Source organism: Streptomyces sp. NPDC050988 (genome assembly GCF_044456225.1).
GTDB lineage: Bacteria > Actinomycetota > Actinomycetes > Streptomycetales > Streptomycetaceae > Streptomyces.
Window position 1 is genome coordinate 45,421 of sequence record NZ_JBITFQ010000029.1, and the last position, 19,035, is coordinate 64,455.

The 19,035-nt window shown below is 71.3% G+C and carries 18 protein-coding genes; 9 read left to right on the forward strand and 9 right to left on the reverse strand.

All coding sequences use genetic code 11. The features are described 5' to 3' along the window. Positions 1 to 74: 74 nt before the first annotated feature. The gene (locus ACIBEI_RS38980; RefSeq protein WP_398895305.1) at positions 75 to 1,169 is read left to right on the forward strand and encodes a DUF5925 domain-containing protein; all 1,095 of its coding nucleotides are present in this window, start codon (positions 75 to 77) and stop codon (positions 1,167 to 1,169) included. A 358-nt stretch (positions 1,170 to 1,527) separates the two neighbouring features. On the opposite strand, the gene ACIBEI_RS38985 is transcribed toward ACIBEI_RS38980, so the two are convergent. Further along, positions 1,528 to 1,908, reverse strand: a complete 381-nt coding sequence (locus ACIBEI_RS38985) for a GntR family transcriptional regulator (RefSeq protein WP_398895307.1) — start codon at positions 1,906 to 1,908, stop codon at positions 1,528 to 1,530. 70 nt (positions 1,909 to 1,978) lie between these two features. Here ACIBEI_RS38985 and ACIBEI_RS38990 point away from each other — a divergent pair, with 70 nt between their 5' ends. Together ACIBEI_RS38990 and ACIBEI_RS38995 are read left to right on the forward strand one after the other, a co-directional pair. Beyond that, positions 1,979 to 2,899: a GNAT family N-acetyltransferase gene (locus tag ACIBEI_RS38990; protein WP_398895309.1), complete on the forward strand. Its 921-nt coding sequence runs from the start codon at positions 1,979 to 1,981 to the stop codon at positions 2,897 to 2,899. Further along, positions 2,880 to 3,380, forward strand: coding sequence for a DUF402 domain-containing protein (locus ACIBEI_RS38995; RefSeq protein ID WP_398895311.1), 501 nt, complete (start codon positions 2,880 to 2,882; stop codon positions 3,378 to 3,380). Before ACIBEI_RS38990 ends, ACIBEI_RS38995 begins: the two co-directional genes overlap by 20 nt. A 116-nt stretch (positions 3,381 to 3,496) precedes the next feature. Here ACIBEI_RS38995 and ACIBEI_RS39000 read toward each other — a convergent pair whose 3' ends face one another. Beyond that, complete coding sequence (locus ACIBEI_RS39000) at positions 3,497 to 4,111, reverse strand: class I SAM-dependent methyltransferase (RefSeq protein ID WP_398895313.1); 615 nt, start codon at positions 4,109 to 4,111, stop codon at positions 3,497 to 3,499. Positions 4,112 to 4,336: 225 nt separating this feature from the next. Between ACIBEI_RS39000 and ACIBEI_RS39005 the strand changes: the two genes are divergently transcribed. Continuing rightward, positions 4,337 to 4,471, forward strand: coding sequence for a hypothetical protein (locus ACIBEI_RS39005; RefSeq protein ID WP_257678067.1), 135 nt, complete (start codon positions 4,337 to 4,339; stop codon positions 4,469 to 4,471). 73 nt (positions 4,472 to 4,544) lie between these two features. On the opposite strand, the gene ACIBEI_RS39010 is transcribed toward ACIBEI_RS39005, so the two are convergent. Beyond that, entirely contained in the window at positions 4,545 to 5,033 is a 489-nt protein-coding gene (locus tag ACIBEI_RS39010) for a GNAT family N-acetyltransferase (protein WP_398895315.1), read from the reverse strand. 200 nt (positions 5,034 to 5,233) lie between these two features. Here ACIBEI_RS39010 and ACIBEI_RS39015 point away from each other — a divergent pair, with 200 nt between their 5' ends. After that, on the forward strand, positions 5,234 to 6,292 hold the full coding sequence (locus ACIBEI_RS39015) for a lytic polysaccharide monooxygenase (RefSeq protein ID WP_398895316.1): 1,059 nt from the start codon (positions 5,234 to 5,236) through the stop codon (positions 6,290 to 6,292). A gap of 102 nt (positions 6,293 to 6,394) precedes the next feature. Here ACIBEI_RS39015 and ACIBEI_RS39020 read toward each other — a convergent pair whose 3' ends face one another. Next, positions 6,395 to 7,273: an esterase/lipase family protein gene (locus tag ACIBEI_RS39020; protein ID WP_398895317.1), complete on the reverse strand. Its 879-nt coding sequence runs from the start codon at positions 7,271 to 7,273 to the stop codon at positions 6,395 to 6,397. A gap of 171 nt (positions 7,274 to 7,444) precedes the next feature. Next, positions 7,445 to 7,891 carry a MarR family winged helix-turn-helix transcriptional regulator gene (locus tag ACIBEI_RS39025; RefSeq protein ID WP_398895319.1) on the reverse strand — a complete coding sequence of 149 codons (447 nt, stop codon included), beginning with the start codon at positions 7,889 to 7,891 and terminating at the stop codon, positions 7,445 to 7,447. A gap of 107 nt (positions 7,892 to 7,998) precedes the next feature. Here ACIBEI_RS39025 and ACIBEI_RS39030 point away from each other — a divergent pair, with 107 nt between their 5' ends. Next, positions 7,999 to 8,373 (forward strand): cupin domain-containing protein, encoded by a 375-nt coding sequence (locus ACIBEI_RS39030; RefSeq protein WP_398895424.1) that lies wholly within the window; start codon positions 7,999 to 8,001, stop codon positions 8,371 to 8,373. A gap of 101 nt (positions 8,374 to 8,474) precedes the next feature. On the opposite strand, the gene ACIBEI_RS39035 is transcribed toward ACIBEI_RS39030, so the two are convergent. After that, a complete protein-coding gene (locus ACIBEI_RS39035) occupies positions 8,475 to 9,449 on the reverse strand; it encodes a DNA polymerase thumb domain-containing protein (RefSeq protein WP_398895321.1) in 975 nt (324 codons plus the stop codon). After that, positions 9,446 to 13,075: a DNA polymerase III subunit alpha gene (locus ACIBEI_RS39040; RefSeq protein WP_398895322.1), complete on the reverse strand. Its 3,630-nt coding sequence runs from the start codon at positions 13,073 to 13,075 to the stop codon at positions 9,446 to 9,448. Before ACIBEI_RS39040 ends, ACIBEI_RS39035 begins: the two co-directional genes overlap by 4 nt. A 169-nt stretch (positions 13,076 to 13,244) precedes the next feature. Between ACIBEI_RS39040 and ACIBEI_RS39045 the strand changes: the two genes are divergently transcribed. After that, on the forward strand, positions 13,245 to 14,297 hold the full coding sequence (locus ACIBEI_RS39045) for a DUF3533 domain-containing protein (protein WP_398895323.1): 1,053 nt from the start codon (positions 13,245 to 13,247) through the stop codon (positions 14,295 to 14,297). Positions 14,298 to 14,590: 293 nt separating this feature from the next. Beyond that, positions 14,591 to 15,577 (forward strand): threonine/serine dehydratase, encoded by a 987-nt coding sequence (locus ACIBEI_RS39050; protein ID WP_398895325.1) that lies wholly within the window; start codon positions 14,591 to 14,593, stop codon positions 15,575 to 15,577. A 77-nt stretch (positions 15,578 to 15,654) separates the two neighbouring features. Here ACIBEI_RS39050 and ACIBEI_RS39055 read toward each other — a convergent pair whose 3' ends face one another. Further along, positions 15,655 to 16,737, reverse strand: coding sequence for a S1 family peptidase (locus tag ACIBEI_RS39055; RefSeq protein ID WP_398895326.1), 1,083 nt, complete (start codon positions 16,735 to 16,737; stop codon positions 15,655 to 15,657). A gap of 285 nt (positions 16,738 to 17,022) precedes the next feature. After that, positions 17,023 to 18,015 (reverse strand): slipin family protein, encoded by a 993-nt coding sequence (locus ACIBEI_RS39060; RefSeq protein ID WP_398895327.1) that lies wholly within the window; start codon positions 18,013 to 18,015, stop codon positions 17,023 to 17,025. 89 nt (positions 18,016 to 18,104) lie between these two features. Here ACIBEI_RS39060 and ACIBEI_RS39065 point away from each other — a divergent pair, with 89 nt between their 5' ends. Then, positions 18,105 to 18,986, forward strand: a complete 882-nt coding sequence (locus ACIBEI_RS39065) for an alpha/beta fold hydrolase (protein WP_398895329.1) — start codon at positions 18,105 to 18,107, stop codon at positions 18,984 to 18,986. The last annotated feature ends 49 nt before the right edge of the window (positions 18,987 to 19,035 follow it).

Sequence of the window (19,035 nt, forward strand, 5' to 3'; positions counted from 1 at the left end):
CTCCGAAATGCCCCCTTCGATGCGCAACGCGGAAACCGGATGCACGGGTCGCCCACGTGACAGATCATGGCGGCATGTCTGCGAACCCACACGACGCTCTGCCGATCCGGCTCAACGTCGACGACAGCGACTCACCGTCGGACGTCGTCGACGCGCTGTTCCTCGGCCGCTTCGCGACGGGCGAGCAGCCGCACTCGCACTCGGCGAACATCGACCGCGTACGGTCCGGGGCCACGCTGCTCCCTCCCGACGCGCAGGTGCTGCGGTCCGCGCGCGACGACGACCGCAGCGCCACCCTCGCCGAGGGAGAGGGCTGGACGGTGCTGGTGTCGCGCTGGAACCGGGGCGCCGACATCACCGTCACCGCGACCAGCGCCGAGCTCGCCGAAAAGGTGCTCGGCCAGGCCACGGACGGCGCGGCCGACGAGCCCGAACCCCAGCCGGAGAACGTGACGATGGGGTTCTGGTACGTGTCGCCCCGGCGCGGACCGCACCGCACGACCCGCCAGATCTCGGCCGGTACGTGGGAAGAGGTCCGCGCCAACTACACCGCGCCCGTGGCGGACGCGATGGACGGCCTGATGAAGACGACGCCCGAGGACATCGCGGGCCGTCTGCTGTTGCTGCACGGTCCGCCGGGTACGGGCAAGACGTCGGCGCTGCGGACGCTGGCGCGCTCGTGGCGGGACTGGTGCCAGGTGGACTGTGTACTGGACCCGGAGCGGCTCTTCTCCGACGTCGGCTATCTGATGGACATCGCCATCGGTGAGGAGGACGGCACGGGCAAGGGCCGCTGGCGGCTGCTGTTGCTGGAGGACTGCGACGAACTGATCCGCGGCGAGGCCAAGCACACGGCGGGCCAGGCGCTCTCCCGCCTGCTGAACCTCACGGACGGTCTGCTGGGCCAGGGCCGCAACGTCCTGGTGGGCGTCACCACCAACGAGGACCTGGAGCGCCTGCACCCCGCCGTGGTCCGCCCCGGCCGCTGCCTCGCCCGTATCGAGGTCGGCCCGCTCACCCGCCGCGAGTCCGCCGCCTGGCTGGGCACGGAGGAGGGCCTGGGCCGCGAGGGCGCCACCCTCGCCGAGCTCTACGCCCTGCGCCGGGGCACCACCCCGACCTCGGTCCCGGACCAACGAGAGGGCGCGGACGCGGGTTTGTATCTGTAGGACGCGCGACCCAACACTCCGCCGCGACGGCAAAACCCGGCGCGACGAATCCGGACGCTCCCGAACTCGCCACACGAGGGAGCCACCTGGCCCGTTGCCCGCGCCGCCGACCGGCCGACCCGCACCCCTCCGAACGGCTGACCGCTGGGCGCCCCGTCAGGGGCGCGGGGAACTGCGCGACCAGCCACGACGGGTCCCGCAGACAGCAAAGAACCGGCAGCATTCCAGGACGGCTCCACGCCAACGCCATCGTCAGCCACAGCCACAGCCACAGCCACTAACGCCAAGCCGGCGCCAACCGTCAGCCGCCATCCACCAGTCGCCATCCACCGACCGCGCCACCGCCGACCGCCAGCTGTCAGCCGGACGCCCCGTACGCCGCGCGCAGCGCATCCCGGGCCGCGGCGAGGGCGGCGGCCTCGGACAACCCGAGCCGCCGCACCCGATCGGCATAGACCTGCGCGGCGGACGCCGCTTCCCGCTCCGCCGCCGAGCCCGCGGCAGCGACGAACGTTCCGTTGCGCCCCCGCGTCTCGATGACCCCGTCCGACTCAAGAGCCCGGTACGCCTTGGCGACCGTGTTGGCGGCGAGGCCGAGCTCCTCGGCCAGCCCCCGCACGGTCGGCAGCCGGTACCCCACCGGCAGCGCCCCGGCCCGCGCCTGTTCGGAAATCTGGGCGCGCACCTGCTCGTAGGGCGCGATCCCCGCGTCGTCCTCGATGTCGATCTTCAGCGTCACGCAGTGATTGTCCCGCACCGGCGGGAAAATGAGAGGCACCCGGCCTCACCGCCCACTACCGTGCGACGTCATGACTGTGATCGTCCGCGACTTCCGCGCGGGAGACGCCGAGGGCTTCGCCCACATCCGGCACCTGGCGCTCCCCTTCATGCTCTCCACCCCCGAGGGCATCACGTACGACGCCGCGCACATGCACCCCGACGCCCACTACCAGCCACTGGTCGCCGAGGAGGACGGCGAACTGATAGGCACGGCACAGATCGGCATCGTGCACGACAGTGCGCAGCCCGGCCAGGGCTATGTGAACGTGTACGTGCACCCGGACCGACCGGGACGCGGCGCGGGCTCCCTGCTTGTGAAGACCGCCGAGGAGCGCCTCACCGCGCTCAACGCGAAGACGCTCTTCTCCTGGGTCCTGGACGCCCCGGCCAACCGCGCTTTCGCAGAGAAGCGCGGCTACCACGCGAGCCGCTCCGCGCATTTCCTCCGTCTCGACCTGGCGAACGGCCCGCTGCCGCCGCTCGAGGAGCCGCCCACGGGCGTCGAACTGCGCAGCGCCGCGGACTTCGCGGACGACCCCCGCCCGCTGTTCGACCTCGACGCGGAGGCGTCCGGGGACGAGCCGAGCGACGTCGACTACGAGTTCACGAACTATGAGGCATGGCTGGAGGAGACCTGGCGCCACCCGCTCTTCAGCCGCGAGCTGACCTCGGTCACCGTCGTCGACGGCCGCCCCGCCGCGTTCAGTGCCGCCCGCACCGACGGCGGCACCCGCTACGGGACCGTGATGACCGGCACCGCCCGCTCCCACCGCGGTCGGGGCTTCGCCAAGCTCGCCAAGAACGACTCCCTGCACCGCGCCCGCGCCGCCGGCTTCACAGAGGCGTTCACTGGCAACGACTCCGGGAACGGCCCGATGCTCGCGATCAACAAGTGGTTCGGCTACGAGATCTGCGCGACCGAGGTGCGCCATGTCCGCGAACTCGGCTGATCCCGCACGCCGGTTGGACATCGTCCTGGTCAAAGCGGGCCGTACGAAGATCCGTTACCCGGCCGAGCTGCTGCACGACGACGGCACCCACGTCACCGTCCGAGCGGCCTGGGCCGGTGCCGGTGTCCGCGACTTCGGCTTCGTACGCTTCGAACCGGGCGACGTCTTCACCGAGCACTACTGGCGCGACCGCTGGTACGCGGTGAAGGAGGTCCGTGGTCCCGAGGGCGTGCTGAAGGGCTGGTACTGCGACATCACCCGACCCGCCTCCGTCTCCGAGGGCGAACTGGTCGTCGAGGACCTCGACCTCGACCTGTGGCGCTCCGCCGACGGCACGGCCGTACTGCGGCTGGACGAGGACGAGTTCGCGGAGAGCGGTCTGGAGACCACCGATCCGCAGGCCGCGACCGCCGCCCGGTCCGCCCTGGACGAGCTCGAACTCCGCGCTCGCGAGGGCGACTTCGAGGCACTCCTGGCCTAGGCGCCGCCCACTCCCGGCAGGCCGGCCCGGGATCCTCCGGCCTCCGGAATCCCCCAGCCTCCGGGATCCCTCAACCTACGGCACCCCTCCACCCCGGGCAGCCCCGTCGGCATCCCTCAGGGCACGGCCACCACCGCGTACCGCTCGTCCTCCACCTCTCGTCCCCACAGCAGCGGGTCGTCCGACAGCGACTCCAGGCGGACGTCCTCCGCGAGGGGTGCGAGCAGTCCGGTCAGCCGGTCGGCGGATATGCCGACCGGGCTCACCGTCCCCCAGACGCCCTCTATGAGCACGAGCCGCCCGCCGGGGCGGAGCAGTCCGCGCCAGTGCCGCAGGACGCGGCCGGGATCGGGCAGCGTCCACAGCACATGGCGGACGAGGACGACGTCGAAACGCTGCTCCCCAACCGGCGGGGCGGCCGCGTCCCCGACCAGGAACGCCGCGTCCCGCCCGGCCAGCTTGGCGCGGGCGAGGTCGACCATGCGCGGCGAGGAGTCGACACCCGTGACCCGGTGCCGCTGCTCGGACGCGAGGAGCGACAGACTGCCGGTGCCGCAGCCCAGATCGAGCACGTCGGCCGGGCCGCGCGGCAGCCAGCCGCGCAGCCTGGCCGCCCAGGCCTCACGCACCACGGGATCCCGCAGTCCGTGGTCGGGCTCGTCGTCGAACGTCACGGACTCGGCGTCCCAGTCGACACCGGACCGCTCTTCACTGGCGCTGTTACTCGTCATGTGCCCAGAGTGACACCCGCCACTGACAACGGTCCGGCGCCCGGCCCACGACAGAACTGCGGCGGACCTGCGTCAGAACCGCGCGGAACCCCCAGTTGTCCGGCATGTGGACTCACAGGTGAAACGTGACTACCGCCACTGACAAGCGGGCACCGATGAGTCACTCTCCCCGGAACGGTCTACCTCCGTACAAACGCGGAACCCGGTAGATGCAAGGAGGCAGCCATGCGCCGTGTAACCGTGCAGAAGCCCCTGAGGAAGTCGGACTCCCGTCGCGTGCGGGACGACGCAGACGAGCGCCCCGCCGAGCGCCCCGAGGTCCGAAAGGACATCGCACGCACGTGGTGGCCGGACGGCTGAGCCGTCACGACACGAGGAATCGTCACGGCGCCAGTCGTGACGGCGCGAGGAGCCATTGAGGCGCCAGGAGCCGTCACGGCTCCAACCGCTTGCGGTAGTGGAGGCGGTCGTACGGCCCGTCCACGCGGCGCTCCACGAGTTCGTACCCGTACTTCGGGTAGATCTTCTGGTTCTCCCACATCAGCGCGTTCGTGTAGAGCCTGACCTCGGGCAGTCCGAGCGCACGCGCGCGTGTGTCCACGAAGGCCAGGAGCCGGCGCCCCACGCCCTGCCCATGGGCGTCCGGGTGGACGGCGATGCTGGCGAGGAACAGATGGTCCTCGTGTGCCTCGATCACCATGAGCCCGGTCACGGGCTCCCCCGTGACGAACACCCGCCCCGCCGCGATGTCTGCCGCGTGGTCCGCCTCCATGGGCCGCGGGACCACGCCGATGCGCTCGATGTAGGGACGGTAGGCCGCGTCGGTCACGGCCTTCACGGCAGCCGTGTCGGCGGCGACGGCGGGGCGGATCCGAGCCTCGTACGGAGTGTCCGCCGGGCCGCCTTCCGGGGTCTTCGTCATGGCCGGAACGGTACCTACCTGATCGCAGTCTCAGCACCCCCTTAAGCGGACCATAAGGATCGCCCTCACCCCCTCCCAGCAGGCGATTTCGCGGATTCGAGGGGCTAGCTTGCTGATCGCCCCCCCCAGGCATCACAAGCACCCCGCAACCCCACATCCACGCAACCCCGCATCCGCGCATCCGCTTCGAGGAGTTCCCCATGTCCGCTCGCCGCATGGCCACCCGCACCCGCCTCGCAACGGTCGCCGCCGTCGGCGTCGCCCCGCTCGCGCTGACCGGTCTTGCCGCCGCCCCGGCGGTCGCGCACGGCTCGATGACCGACCCGGTGAGCAGGGTCGCGGGCTGCTTCGCGGAGGGGCCGGAGAACCCGAGGTCCGCCGCATGCAAGGCGGCGGTCGCGGCCGGCGGCACGCAGGCCCTCTACGACTGGAACGGCGTCAACATCGCGAACGCGGCCGGGAAGTCGAAGGAGATCATCCCCGACGGAAAGCTGTGCAGCGCGGGCAACGACAAGTTCAAGGGCCTCGACCTGGCCCGCGCCGACTGGCCGGCCACCCGGCTGACCTCGGGCAACCGCACCTTCCGCTACAAGGGGACCGCCCCGCACAAGGGCTCGTTCGAGCTGTACGTCACCAAGGACGGCTACGACCCGACGAAGCCCCTGAAGTGGTCGGACCTGGAGTCGAAGCCGTTCCTCAAGGTCACCGACCCGCGGATGGAGAGCGGCGACTACGTCTTCGACGGCGTCGTCCCGGTCAAGTCGGGCCGCCACCTCATCTATTCGATCTGGCAGCGCTCGGACTCCCCGGAGGCGTTCTACACCTGCTCGGACGTCGTGTTCGGGGAGGGCGGGAGTGGAAGTGGGGGCGGCGCCGAGGCCTCCACCGCCCCGACCGCGTCGGCACCGTCCGACCAGGAGATCGCGGACGGCACCGACGAGTCGTCCGTGGAGCACGGCGGTCACGGCGACGACGACCCGAAGACCCAGGCCACGGCCACGACGGCCGCGGACACCACCTCGGACTCCGACGCCGACTCCGACGCCGGTTCCGCTGCCTCAGCGGCACCCTCCGAGGCAGCGGACGACTCCGCGAGCGACGCCGAACCCGCCGGCGGTTCGGAGAACCTCGCCGAGACCGGCGGTTCGAGCACCACTCCGTACGCGATCGGTGGGGCGGCCGCGCTGGCCATCGGCGCGGCGGCACTGTTCGCGTCGGTCCGCCGCCGTGCGGTGGGTGGCGGCCGCCACAGCCGATAAGGCCTGCGGCCTGCGGCCTGCGGACGGTACGGAATCCGCGGGCCGCCTGTGGCTGGTCGCGCAGTTCCCCGCGCCCCTGAAGGGGCGCGGTTCGCCGGTCTGCTAGCCGATCGCCGACAGGCAGGTCGTCGGGGTGGCACGCGCCGGATCCAAGGCGTTCGCCACCTCGTGGAAGGCGATCCGGTCGATGAGCCCGATCGCCGCGTGCTCGGAGAGGTCGACCGCGCACAGGTCCTGGACCAGGACGTTGCGTACGTTCGGGCCGTCGAGGTACTGCGAGCGGTAGGGCGTGACGACCTCGTCGTACTTGGTGGCGATGACCGTGTAGCGGACACCGGGGACGGTGTCGCCGCCCGCGTTGAGCTTGGTCAGGAAGGCGGATCCGGCCACCTGGTCGGCCAGGGCGGGGGTGGCGGTGGAGAGCAGGTCGGCCGCGCCCGGGAAATGGTCGAGCAGTTGGGCGAGTCCGTTCAGGGTGGTGCCGTGGTTGTCGGGGGCGATCCCGACGAGGGCGTTCACCTTGGCGGCTCCGCCGAGGAACTTCAGATAGTGGCGGGGCATCATGCCGCCCTGCGAGTGGCCGACGAGGTCGGCCTTGGCCGCACCGGTCGCGGCGAGCACTTTGTCGACGAAGGTCTTGAGCTGCTCGGCCGACTTGTCGATGGGACCGAGGCCGTTGAAGAGCGGCACGCCGGGCAACTGGCCGTAGTCGAGGGCGAAGACGCAGTAGTCGCGGTTCACGAGATAGGGCGCGAGGCCCAGCCAGTTGTCGACGGAGTTGGCGAAGGTGCCGTGGACGAGGACGACGGGGCGCGGGTGGGCGGCGGACGGCTTGCAGGAGTAGTCGTTCCAGCCTCGGCTCGGCGCGGACTCGGCCTGAGCGGTGGCGGCGGTAGCGGAGGCGGTGGTGGGGACGACGGTGACCGCGGCGGTCAGCAGCAGCACGGCCAGGGGTCTGAGCAGGCGTTTCCAGGGCAGCATCGAGTGATCTCCTTGCGGCTCAAGGGAGTTGCGATGGCGTACGCCCTGTGATCCGGATCACGAGGATGCTGTTCTTTTGCCAAGTTACGAGTGAGTAGTAGAAGTGTGAAGTTACGCGTCAGTAAAAACTTCCGGTGCTGGCCGGGAGTACTGACACGTGCCGTGGAACCGTCACCAGGCGGGCCTGATGGGACCGTAGGGCGCAATGCGCAGCAAACGGTCACGCAACGCCCGGACTTCACTCTCACCGAGTAGTTCGACCCAGGGGCCGACGGCCTCCGCGGCCGACTCCTCCGCGGCCCGAGTACAGGCCCAGCCCCGCTCGGTCAGTACGACCAGCCGGGCGCGCGCGTCGTCGGGGTGCGGGCGCCGCTCGGCGTACCCCTTGCGGACGATCTCGTCGACAAGTTGACTCGCGGCCTGCTTGGTCACGCCCAGATGGGCGGCCAGCTCCGTGACCGTCGCGCCGCCGGGCGCGAGCCGCGCGAACGCGAACCCGTGCGCGGGCCGAACCCCCTCGAACCCACGGGCGACGACACCCTCATGGATGCGCTGGGTGAGCTCACCGGCGACGGCGAGCAGGGCGGCGGACAGGGCCATTGCCTCGGAGTTCTGCACGCACGCATTGAAACACCCTTGACGAATTGGTCAAGGAGCTTGACCATGGACCCACATGGTCAAGGAGCTTGACCATTCACCGCTACCCGTCACCACCGGAGGCAGCCGTGCCCGTAGTCCGCTCGTCCGAAGCCGTCGTCCACGAGATCCACGGCGCGCGCTTCGTCTCGTACGCCACTCCCCTCAGCGGGAGCAAGGAACTGTGCGCCTGGCGGGGCGAGATCCCCGCGGGCACGAAGGCGCCCGCGCACACCGTCAACAGGGAGGAGATCTTCCATCTGCTGTCCGGCGAACTGCTGATGACCCTCGACGGCCGCACCGAGCGGATCGCCGCGGGCGACACGGTGATCATCAACCCCGGCGCGACGCTCGCCGTGGAGAACCCGACCGAGGAGACCGCGATCTCCTGGGTCACCACGTCGATCGGCCTCCAGGCGGAACTGGCGGACGGCACGGTCATCACTCCGCCGTGGGCCAACTGACCGCGGGGGGGCAGGGTTGTCGGAAGCCCCGCAGGTCCGTCGTGGCTGGTCGCGCAGTTTCCCGCGCCCCTTGCGGGGGCGCACCCCTGTCCGGGAAACGGTTACGCCACCAACGACCCCGGCATCACCGCCCGCGGCCCGAACTTCGCCCGGACCCGGTCCGCCACCTCCTCCATCCGCCGGACCTTCTCGTCCACCGGGTCGAAGGTCAGCTGGTAGGAGGCCCGTTCGGCAGGATCGAGCCCCTCGGCCCGCAGGGCGATGCCACGGACCCGGGCCCGCTGCAGCCCGAGCGCCTCGTACATCCGGTACGCGGCGTCGGTGAGCGCCGAGGAGTGGGCGGTCGGCTCGGGGAGGGTGCGACTGCGGGTCGTGGAAGAGCGGTCGGCGTAGCGGACGGTGAGGGTGAGCGTGCGGCACACCTTCTCGAGGGCGCGCAGCCGGGAGCCCAGTTCCTCGGCGGCGGAGAGCAGGGCGCGCCGGTGCAGGTCCGGGTCCAACTCGTCGCGCGGGAAGGGGCGTTCGGCGGCGAGTGAGCGGGAGACGGCGTTCGGTACGACCCGGCCGCGGTCGATGCCCTGGGCCATCTCGTGCAGTTCGCGGCCGGTGCGGGCGCTGGTGAGCCGTTGCAGTGTGGACAGGGGCGCGGCGGCGACCTTGCCGACGCTGTCCAGGCCGTACTCGCACAGGGTGCGGGCGGTGGCGGTGCCGACTCCGGGCAGGGCACGCACGGGCTGTTCCGCCAGGAACTCCGCGAGGGCGCAGGGGTCTTCGGGGACCACACGGGTCGTTCCGGGGGCGGCTTCCCGCAGGGCCATCCGGGCGAACATCGGCCCGGGGCCGGCCCCGATCACACAGTCGACGCCGTGCCAGGCGAGCGCCCGTACCCGGATCAGCGCGGCCAGTTCGGCGACGTCCCGCTTGAAGTACCGTTCGGCGCCCCGCAGATCGGCCAGCGCTCCGTCGGGCGGCAGCGCCTCGACGACGGGGGTGAACTCCTCCAGCGTGCCGAGGAGCCCGGACAGGGCGGCCTCGCTCGTCGGAGGCAGCTGGAAACGTACGCAGAGGATGGTCATCCCGCACTCCCCGGGCTCTGGTGCCACAACTTCTTTCCACCGGCGGGCCCTTCGCCCGCCGGGCGCAGATCGGCCCACGGATGCATTTCGTATCCCGTGGGCAGCTGGATTCGACGGCCGCCCGTCGGATCTCCCGTGTCCCGCGAGCCGCCCTCGGCCCCGTCCTCGGCCCCGCCCTGCCCCTGCGGCTCGGCCAGTCGCAGGGCCACTCCGTCCAGGCCTTCCTCGCGCCGCAGTTCCACCAGGTCGGCGAGGTTCCAGGCGGCCGCGCCGACCACGCTGAGGCTGCGCGGGCCGCGCCGCTGCACCACTCCGCGTACGAGCAGGAGCCAGGAGTGGAAGACGGTGTGGGCGCACGCGTCGTGGGAGTCGTCGAAGAAGGCGAGGTCGACCAGGCCCGTGCCGTCGTCCAGGGTGGTGAAGATGACCCGCTTGCCGGAGCGGATCGGCGGGGTCTGGGTGGCCGCCTTGGCGCCCGCGACCAGGACCGTCTCACCGTGCCGTGCCGCCCGCAGCCGGCGAGCGGTGACCACGCCCAGCTCGTCCAGGAACTCCCGGTGATCGTCCATCAGATTGCGTGAGGCGTCCATGGAGAGCACACCCAGCTCGGCGCTGAGCCGCTCCGCCGAGGAGAGGTCGGGCAGCCCGGCCGACGCGGTCTTCTGCCCACCGGCCAGCGGGAGTTGGTTCCCGCGACCGCCCCGCGCGCCCCGGTGCAGCTCGGTCAAGTGCAGTTGCAGATCACGGCGGTTGGCCCCGAAGGCATCCAACGCGCCGACCTGCGCGAGTCGTTGGGCCAACGGCTTGCTGGGCCGGGCCCGTTCCCAGAAGTCGAGCAGCGAGGCGTACGGCTGCCCGTCCGCGACCCGCGCCGCCTCGGCCTCGCTGATGCCGTGCACGTCGGAGAGGGCGAGCCGCACACCCCAGGCCTTCCCGGACCCCCCGGGAATCTTCCCGGCTGCCCCAGGGATCTTCCCGGCTGTCCCGCCGAACACCTCAGATTCAGACACCAGTTCGATACAGTGTGCGACCGCCGACCGGTTCACGTCCAACGGCAGGATCGGCACCCCCCGCCGCCGCGCGTCCGCGAGCAGCAGCCGCTTCGGGTACATCCCGGGATCGTGGGTGAGCAGCCCGGCGTAGAAGGCGGCCGGGTGATGCGCCTTCAGCCAGGCCGACTGGTACGTCGGCACGGCGAAGGCGACGGCGTGCGCCTTGCAGAAGCCGTACGACCCGAAGGCCTCGACGATCTCCCAGGTCCGGGCGATCGTCTCCGCGTCGTACCCCCGGGCGGCCGCGTGCTGCGCGAACCAGAAGCGGATCCGCCCCTGCGACTCGGGGTCGGACAGTCCGCGCCGCACCCGGTCCGCCTCGTCGCGTCCGCAGCCGGTCATGATGTCGACGATGTCGATGATCTGCTCGTGGAAGACCACGACCCCGTACGTGCTCCTCAGCGGCTCCTCCAGGTCCGGGTGCGGGAAGCGGACCGGCGCCCGGCCGTGCCGCGCCTCGATGAACGGCCGCACCATGTCGGCCGCGACCGGCCCCGGCCGGAAGAGGGAGATGTCGACGACGAGATCGTGGAAGGTCGCGGGCTGCAGCCTGCCCACCAGGTCCCGCTGGCCCGGCGACTCGATCTGGAAGCAGCCCAACGTCTCGGCAGACCGGATGAGTTGATACGTGGCGGGGTCGCCCTCCTCGACGGCGTCCAGGTCGACCCGGTCCCCCGTGGCCCGCTCCACCTCGGCCACCGCGTGCGCCATCGCGGACTGCATGCGTACACCCAGCACGTCCAGCTTGAGCAGCCCGAGGTCCTCGACGTCCTCCTTGTCGAACTGCGACATGGGGAACCCCTCGCCGCTGGTCGGCATGACGGGCGTACGGGCGAGGAGTGAGGCGTCGGAGAGGAGCACCCCGCACGGGTGCATGGCGACTCCGCGCGGCAGGGCGTCCAGTGCCTCCACCAGTTCCCACAGCCGCCCGTACCTGGCACCTTCCTGCTGGACCTCCTTTGCCAGGGACCGGAGTTCGGGCAGTTCCTCCAGTGCCGCGCGGGCGTCGCGGGCCCGGATGTGCGGGAAGGACTTGGCGATGCGGTCGATGTCGGCCGGGTCCATGGAGAGGGCCGCGCCGACGTCCCGTACCGCATGACGCACCCGGTAGGTCTCCGGCATCGCCACGGTCGCGACCCGCTCGGTGCCGAACCGGCCGATGATCGCGCGGTAGACCTCGAGCCGGCGTGCGGACTCCACGTCGATGTCGATGTCGGGCAGGACCGGGCGGCGCTTGGACAGGAAGCGTTCCATCAGCAGCCCGTGTGCGACGGGGTCGGCGTGCGCGATGCCGAGGAGGTGGTTGACGAGCGAGCCCGCGCCGGAGCCGCGCGCGGCGACCCGGATGCCCATCTCCCTTACGTCGTCCACCACCTGAGCGACCGTCAGGAAGTAGGAGGCGAAGTTGTGGTGGGCGATGATGTCCAGCTCGCGGTGCATCCGCTCCCAGTAGCCACGCGCTTCGGGGGAACGGTCGTAGCCGCGCCGCACCATCCCCGCCGCCGCCCGCGAGGCCAGCACCCGCTGCGCGGTACGGCGTCCGGCGCCGACGAGGTGCGGCTCGGGGAAGTGCACGGCACCGAGGCCGAGGTCGTCCTCCGGGTCGACGAGGCACTCGGCGGCGGTGGCCCGCGTCTGTTCGAGCAGGCGGTAGGCGGTGTCGCGGCGAAAGCCCGCGGCCTCGACGATCCGTTCGGCGGCGCCGAGCATGGCGTCCGCGTCCTTGAGCCAGGCCTCTCCGCTGTCCAGCTCCTTGCGGGGGTCGACCGGCACGAGCCGGCGGGCGGCGTCCAGGACGTCGGCGACCGGGCCCATGCCCGGGTCGGCGTACCGGACGGCGTTGCTGAGCACCGGCCGCACCCGCTGCTCGGCGGCGAAGCCGACGGTACGGGCGGCCAGCCGCAGCGAGCCGGGACCGGTGCCCTCACGCCCGTGCCAGACCGCTTCGAGGCGCAGGGCGTCGCCGTAGACCTCCCGCCAGGGCGCGAGCAGTTTCGCGGCCCGGTCGGGGCGCCCGGCGACGAGCGCCCGGCCGACGTCGGAGGCGGGCCCGAGCAGGACGGTCAGGCCGTCGGCGTGGTTGTCCGCCCAGGGCAGCTGCGGCCCGCCCGTGCCGCCCTCGTCGCCCGCATGCGCCGCAGTAACGATTCTGCAGAGCTCGGCCCAGCCCTTCGCGCCGTCCCGGGCAAGGAAGGTCACCCGAGGCGTCGACTCATCGATGAAGGCACCGCCCCGCACGGGAGCCCGCCGCCGCTCCCCTCTTACGGACCCACCGGCCCGTACGGACTCGCCATCCCGTACGGCCCCTCGGGCTCGCGTGGACCCCTGGGCCCGTGCGGACTCCCGGACCCGTACGGGCTCCTCGACCGCGAGGTCCACCCCGAACAGTGGACGCACCCCCTGGGCGGCGCAGGCCTTGGCGAAGCGGACCGTACCCGCGAGGGTGTCCCGGTCGGTGAGGGCGAGCGCGTCCATGCCCCGCTCGGAGGCGCGCTCGGCGAGGCGCTCCGGGTGCGAGGCCCCGTACCGCAGGGAAAACCCGGAAACGGTGTGCAGATGCGTGAAACCCGGCACGCGCACCTCCACCACTCCCAGGGGCTCCCATGCCGGCCCTGCCAGCTCTCGAACGCTTGTTCCCTACTCCCTCACACCCCCACCATAGACCAATTCCCGAACATGTGTGCGACATCCGTTCGGACCCGTCCCACCTGCGCAAACACCGGGCGGCTCGGACCGTGGGGGCATGACACAGACAGCCGGGGCCCCTCACCGGTCCTTCCTCGAAGAGGTGAAGGACGGCGTCACTCCGCGGGCCACGCTGCTGGTCATCGGCGTGCTCGCCCTGCAGCTGCTCTTCATCGCCTCCTATGTGGGGGCGCTGCACAACCCGAAGCCGAAGGACGTGGCGTTCGGAGTGGTCGCCCCGGGAGCCGCCGCGGACCAGGCGGTGGCCCGTCTGAAGCAGCTGCCCGGTGAACCTCTGGACCCTCGCGCGCTCCCCGACCGGGCGACGGCACGCGAGCAGATCGTGAGCCGTGACATCGACGGCGCCCTGGTGATCGACCCGGCCGGCACCACCGACACCCTGCTGGTCGCGTCCGGCGGCGGCCGGGTCCTGGCCAACGCGCTGACCGCGCTCACCACCGAGGTGGAGAAGGCCGAGGGGCGCACGGTGAGAACCGTCGACGTGATCCCGGCCGACGCACAGGATGCCAACGGGCTCACCACCTTCTATCTGGTCGTCGGCTGGTGCGTGGGCGGTTATCTGTGCGCGTCGGCGCTGGCGATCAGCGCGGGCGCGCGGCCGGCCAACCCCCGGCGCGCGGCGATCCGGCTCGCCGCCATGGCCGCGGTCGCGATCGTCGGCGGACTCGGCGGCGCGGTCATCGTCGGGCCGGTCCTGGGAGCCCTGCCCGGGAGCGTGGCGGCCCTCTGGGGGCTCGGCGCGCTGATCACCTTCGCGGTGGGGGCGGCCACGCTCGCGTTCCAGTGCCTCTTCGGGGTCGTCGGCATCGGAGTGGCCGTACTGCTCGTGGTGATCCTGGGCAATCCGAGCGCGGGCGGCGCCCTCCCGCCCCCGATGCTGCCCCCGTTCTGGAGGGCGATCGGCCCCGCCCTGCCCCCGGGCGCCGGCACCTGGGCGGCCCGCTCGATCGCCTACTTCAAGGGCAACGACACCACTGCCTCACTCCTGGTCCTCTCGGCCTGGGCGGCCGTCGGCAGCGCGGTCACACTCCTGGCGGGCTCACTGCACAAACCCGCACAACCGGACTCCGCTCCACAAGGGCGCACCTGACAACGGCTGACGCAATGAGGGGGGTCGGTCCTGACTGCCGCGTGAGGGGCGGGAGTTGAATGTTCGGTCCGGCTCGACCGAGTCCGGCTCCTCCTGACCGACGAGATCGTCCGCTGGGACGCCCGGCGGATGCTCGCGACCTCGTCGCCCTCGTCCGCGCGGGCACCGCGTTCGAGAACAGCCTCCTGGTCGAGCGCGCAGAGGCCGCTGCCGCCTGATCATGCGTCACCCGCACCACCGTTCACGACAGAGCACTCAATGGAACATCGCCGACGGCGCTAGGCTCCTGTGCCGTGCAGGAGACGCGTCTCGACACCGCTCGGATCCGGGCGGCCCGCCGGGTGATCGACCCGATCTTCCTCGACACCCCGCTGTATCGCTGCGAGGCGCTGGAGCCCCACCTCGGGTGCGCGGTGAGCGTCAAGCTCGAAACGGCGAACCCGGTCCGCAGCTTCAAGGCCCGCGGCACCGAGGTCATCGCGAGCCGGCTCGCCGACCACGGCCCGCGAGCCGTGGTGTGCGCCAGTGCGGGCAATCTCGGCCAGGCCCTCGCCTGGTCCGGTCGCGGCCGGGATCTCGACGTCACCGTCGTCGCGTCCCGCTCCGCGACGGTGGCCAAGCTCGATCGCATCCGCGCGCTGGACGCCAGGCTGGAACTGGTGGACGGCGACCACGAGCTGGCTCGCGAGCGTGCGGCGGCCATCGCCCGGCACGACGGCATCCGGCTGGTCGAGGACAGCCTGGACATCGAGACCTGCGAGGGCGCGGCGACCATCGGCCTGGAACTGGTGGGCCCCGTACCGGAGTTCGACACCGTCCTGATCGCGCTCGGCGGCGGGGCACTGGCCACCGGTGTGGGTCATGTGGTGAAGGCCCTGGCGCCCGAGGTCGAGGTGATCTGCGTCCAGCCGCTGGGCGCACCGGCGTTGACGCTCTCGTGGCGCGGGCGGCGCGTCGTCACCACCGACTCGACCGACACCATCGCCGACGGCGTCGCCGGCCGACGTCCCATCCCGGCCGTCCTGGACGATCTCCTCCTGGTCGCCGACGACGCCGTCCTGGTCCAGGAGTCGTCGATCACCGCCGGTATGCGGATGCTCCTCCACCACGCCGGCCTCGTCGTCGAACCGTCGGCCGCCCTCGGCATCGCGGCGGTCCTCGAAGACCGTGACCGCTTCGCCGGCCGGCACGTGGTCACCATCGTGTGTGGCAGCAACGTCGATGTGGACGCCTATCACCGCTGGGTCGGTGCCGCTCCCGTCCACAGACCCTGGCCCTGACAACCGCAACGCAAGAGCCCCGCCCCCACCCGGAAGGCGGGAACGGGGCTCCAAGCCCAACGGAACCGAACCGACCGTCAGCCGATCTGGGTCCCCGTGGCGGACAGCGCCTCGGTCACCGGCTGGAAGAACGTCTCCCCACCGGAGGTGCAGTCCCCGCTGCCGCCGGACGTGAGTCCGATCGCGCTGCTGCCCGAGAACAGCGACCCACCGCTGTCACCCGGCTCCGCGCAGACGTCGGTCTGGATGAGCCCGTTCACGATGTCGCCGTTGCCGTAGTTCACGGTGGCGTCAAGACCGGTCACCGACCCGTCGTGCACCTGGGTGGTGGACCCGCTGCGGGTGACCTCCATCCCGACGGTCGCCTCCGCCGCACCCGTGATCTCCTGCGCGGAACCGTTGTAGAGGTTCACCTCGCTCGGGTGGTCCACGTCCGCGGTGTACTTCACCAGGCCGTAGTCGTTGTCGGGGAAGCTGGAGTCGGCGTTCTCGCCGATCTCGGTGCCGGACGAGTCGGACCAGTTGGTGATGCCCTCGGTGCAGTGCCCGGCGGTGAGGAAGAACGGCTCGCCGCCCTTGACCACGTTGAAGCCGAGCGAGCAGCGGCCGCTGCCACCGGTGATGGCGTCACCGCCGGCGATGAAGGGCCTGAACTCCCCCTTCGTGGTCTTGAGTTCGGCCTTGGCGCCGAGCCCCTCGACGACCTTGGTCAGCTGCGCCATCTTCGCGCCCTTGACCGTACGGTCCGCGGTGACGACGACCTTGTTCGTCGCCGGGTCGACCGCCCACGAGGTGCCGGGGATGGTCGCGTCCTGCTTCAGCGTCGTACGGGCGCCCTTCAGTTCGGCGAGGGAGTTCTCGACGATTCTGGCCTTGGCGCCTGCCGACTCGACGGTCTCGGCCGCGGCCTCGTCGAGGACGTTCACGACGAGGCTCTTCGCCTTCGCGTCGTAATACGTTCCCGCCGCGTCCGCGCCGAGGTCCTTGCCGAGCGTCGAGGCGAGCTTTCCGGCCGCCGTGACCGAGAGGATCTTCAACTCGGGAGCAGGCGCGTTCTCACTCGCGTTCGCACTCTGCAAGGTGACTCCCGCGGCGACCAGTGCGGCGATGCCCGCACCTGCCACGGCCGCCCGCCGCTTGGGTATGCGTCGGTGCTTCAACTTGTGTCCTCCTGTGGGGGGTCGGAAACGGCGGCTGTGGGGGCCGCCGAGACCGAAAGGTGTACGGACATGGGCCCGACTCGCAATAAAAGCCGCGTCCATGCCAACGGACGCCGACCACTATTCCGAGGCCGTACGGGAGCACACAAGGTCGACTTCAGGACGCGCGTGCCGCAACGGGCGCGCGCCCCCGCATGGTTGACGCGCGTTGACAAGGGGCCGTCTCACCACGTCGATTCCCATAGCAAACACTACGAGCGAGTAACTAACGCCAGTCTGTGAGGTCTAGTCCTGTCCGGATTTCGACCCTCCGAAGTCCGGATCCAACGGTGTCTCGACGGGCGGGAGTTGCTCCTGCATCGATTGCTGCCACTGCGCCAACAGCTGTTGCGCCTGCGTCGAGAGCTCCTGCGGCTGGATCGGACGCTGCTGCGCCTCGGGCAACGACGGCTGTGTCCGAGCCGTCTCCTCCGACGGCTGCCGCACCTGGGCCGCGGGAGGCGCCGCCTGTTGCGCAGGCTGCTGTGCCCGCTCCAGGAACCGCAGCAACTCGACGGGGAAGGGGAGGACGAGCGTGGAGTTCTTCTCGGCCGCGACCGCCACCACGGTCTGCAGCAGCCGGAGTTGGAGCGCGGCGGGCTGCTCGGACATCACCCCGGCGGCCTCCGCCAGCTTCTTGGAGGCCTGGAGTTCGGCGTCCGCGTTGATGACCCGGGCCCGCCGCTCACGGTCGGCCTCCGCCTGCCGGGCCATGGACCGCTTCATCGTCTCCGGCAGCGACACGTCCTTGATCTCGACGCGGTCGATCGAGACGCCCCACTCCACGGCCGGGCTGTCGATCATCAGCTCCAGGCCCTGGTTGAGCTTCTCGCGGTCGGCGAGCAGATCGTCCAGTTCGCTCTTGCCGATGATCGAGCGCAGTGACGTCTGCGCCATCTGCGAGACCGCGAAGCGGTAGTCCTCGACCCGGATGACCGCGTCCGCGGCGGACACCACCTTGAAGTAGACGACCGCGTCCACCCGCACCGTGACGTTGTCCCGCGTGATGCCCTCCTGCGCGGGTACCGGCATCGTCACGATCTGCATGTTGACCTTCTGGAGCCGGTCCACGAAGGGCACGATCATGGTGAACCCCGGACCACGCACCCCGGATCGCAGCCTGCCGAGGCGGAGCACCACGCCCCGTTCGTACTGTTTGACGACGCGGGCCGCCGCCATCGCGTACACCGTTCCGACGGACGCGAGAGCCACTCCCGCCGTCACCAGCTCCTCGACCATTACGACCCCCAGGGTCCGTATCGAGCGCAAAAGGTGTGTACTTCGACGGTAACTCCGGTGCACACGCGAAGGGGAGATGGAGGACCGAGGTGCCGAACGGGATACGGATGCGGGACGGACGACTGCTGGCGTTCGAGGAGTGGGGGGACCCGGACGGCAGCCCGGTGATACTGCTGCACGGCACACCGGGCTGCCGCCACGGGGCGGTGCCGCCGGAGCTGATGGCCGAGCGTCCCGGGGTGCGGTTCATCGCGTACGACCGGCCTGGGTACGGGGATTCGGACCGCGGCCCCGGACGCCGGGTGGCGCAGGCCGCGCGGGACGTGGCGGCGCTGGCCGACGGTCTCGGGCTCGGGAGGTTCGCGGTGCTCGGCCGCTCGGGAGGTGCCCCGCACGCGCTGGCCTGCGCCGCGCTGCTGCCCTCGCGGGTGCGGCGGGCGGCGGCGATGGCGAGTCTCGCGCCGCCGGTCGCCGAGGGGCTGAACTGGTTCGACGGGATGGCGAGGTCCAACGTCGAGGAGTTCACGCAGGCGCTCACCGACCCCCTGGAGTTCGCGGACCGGCTCGCCGGCCGGGCCGCCGCGATCCGCGCGGACCCGGCACAGCTGCTCACGTCGATCAAGGACGGCCTCACCGACGCCGACCGCCGGATCGTCTCCACCCCGGCCGTGAGCGAGATGCTGCTGCGCAACTACCGTGAGGCGCTGCGCGATTCGGCCTACGGCTGGCTCGACGACACCCTGGCGCTGCTGAGCCACTGGGGCTTCGACCCCGCGCAGATCACCCGCCCCGTGCTGCTGTGGCACGGCGCCGAGGACACCTTCTCCCCGGTGGGCCACTTCGAGTGGCTGGCCGGGCGCATCCCCCGCGCCCGACCGGTCCTGGACCCGAAGGGCAGCCACTTCTCAGCCCTGGAGGCCCTCCCGGACGTACTGGACTGGCTGTGCGCGACCCCACGGACCGACGCCTGACCCGGGCCACCACGTCACGCCCGGGTCGTCTCACGCCGAAGCGCCTCAC

Excerpts from the sequence above, each read along its gene's own strand:
- ACIBEI_RS38980 (WP_398895305.1), top strand. The coding sequence starts at position 75 with ATGTCTGCGAACCCACACGACGCTCTGCCGATCCGGCTCAACGTCGAC.
- ACIBEI_RS38990 (WP_398895309.1), top strand. The coding sequence starts at position 1,979 with ATGACTGTGATCGTCCGCGACTTCCGCGCGGGAGACGCCGAGGGCTTC.
- ACIBEI_RS38995 (WP_398895311.1), top strand. The coding sequence starts at position 2,880 with ATGTCCGCGAACTCGGCTGATCCCGCACGCCGGTTGGACATCGTCCTG.
- ACIBEI_RS39000 (WP_398895313.1), bottom strand. The coding sequence starts at position 4,111 with ATGACGAGTAACAGCGCCAGTGAAGAGCGGTCCGGTGTCGACTGGGAC.
- ACIBEI_RS39005 (WP_257678067.1), top strand. The coding sequence starts at position 4,337 with ATGCGCCGTGTAACCGTGCAGAAGCCCCTGAGGAAGTCGGACTCCCGT.
- ACIBEI_RS39010 (WP_398895315.1), bottom strand. The coding sequence starts at position 5,033 with ATGACGAAGACCCCGGAAGGCGGCCCGGCGGACACTCCGTACGAGGCT.
- ACIBEI_RS39015 (WP_398895316.1), top strand. The coding sequence starts at position 5,234 with ATGTCCGCTCGCCGCATGGCCACCCGCACCCGCCTCGCAACGGTCGCC.
- ACIBEI_RS39020 (WP_398895317.1), bottom strand. The coding sequence starts at position 7,273 with ATGCTGCCCTGGAAACGCCTGCTCAGACCCCTGGCCGTGCTGCTGCTG.
- ACIBEI_RS39035 (WP_398895321.1), bottom strand. The coding sequence starts at position 9,449 with ATGACCATCCTCTGCGTACGTTTCCAGCTGCCTCCGACGAGCGAGGCC.
- ACIBEI_RS39045 (WP_398895323.1), top strand. The coding sequence starts at position 13,245 with ATGACACAGACAGCCGGGGCCCCTCACCGGTCCTTCCTCGAAGAGGTG.
- ACIBEI_RS39060 (WP_398895327.1), bottom strand. The coding sequence starts at position 18,015 with ATGGTCGAGGAGCTGGTGACGGCGGGAGTGGCTCTCGCGTCCGTCGGA.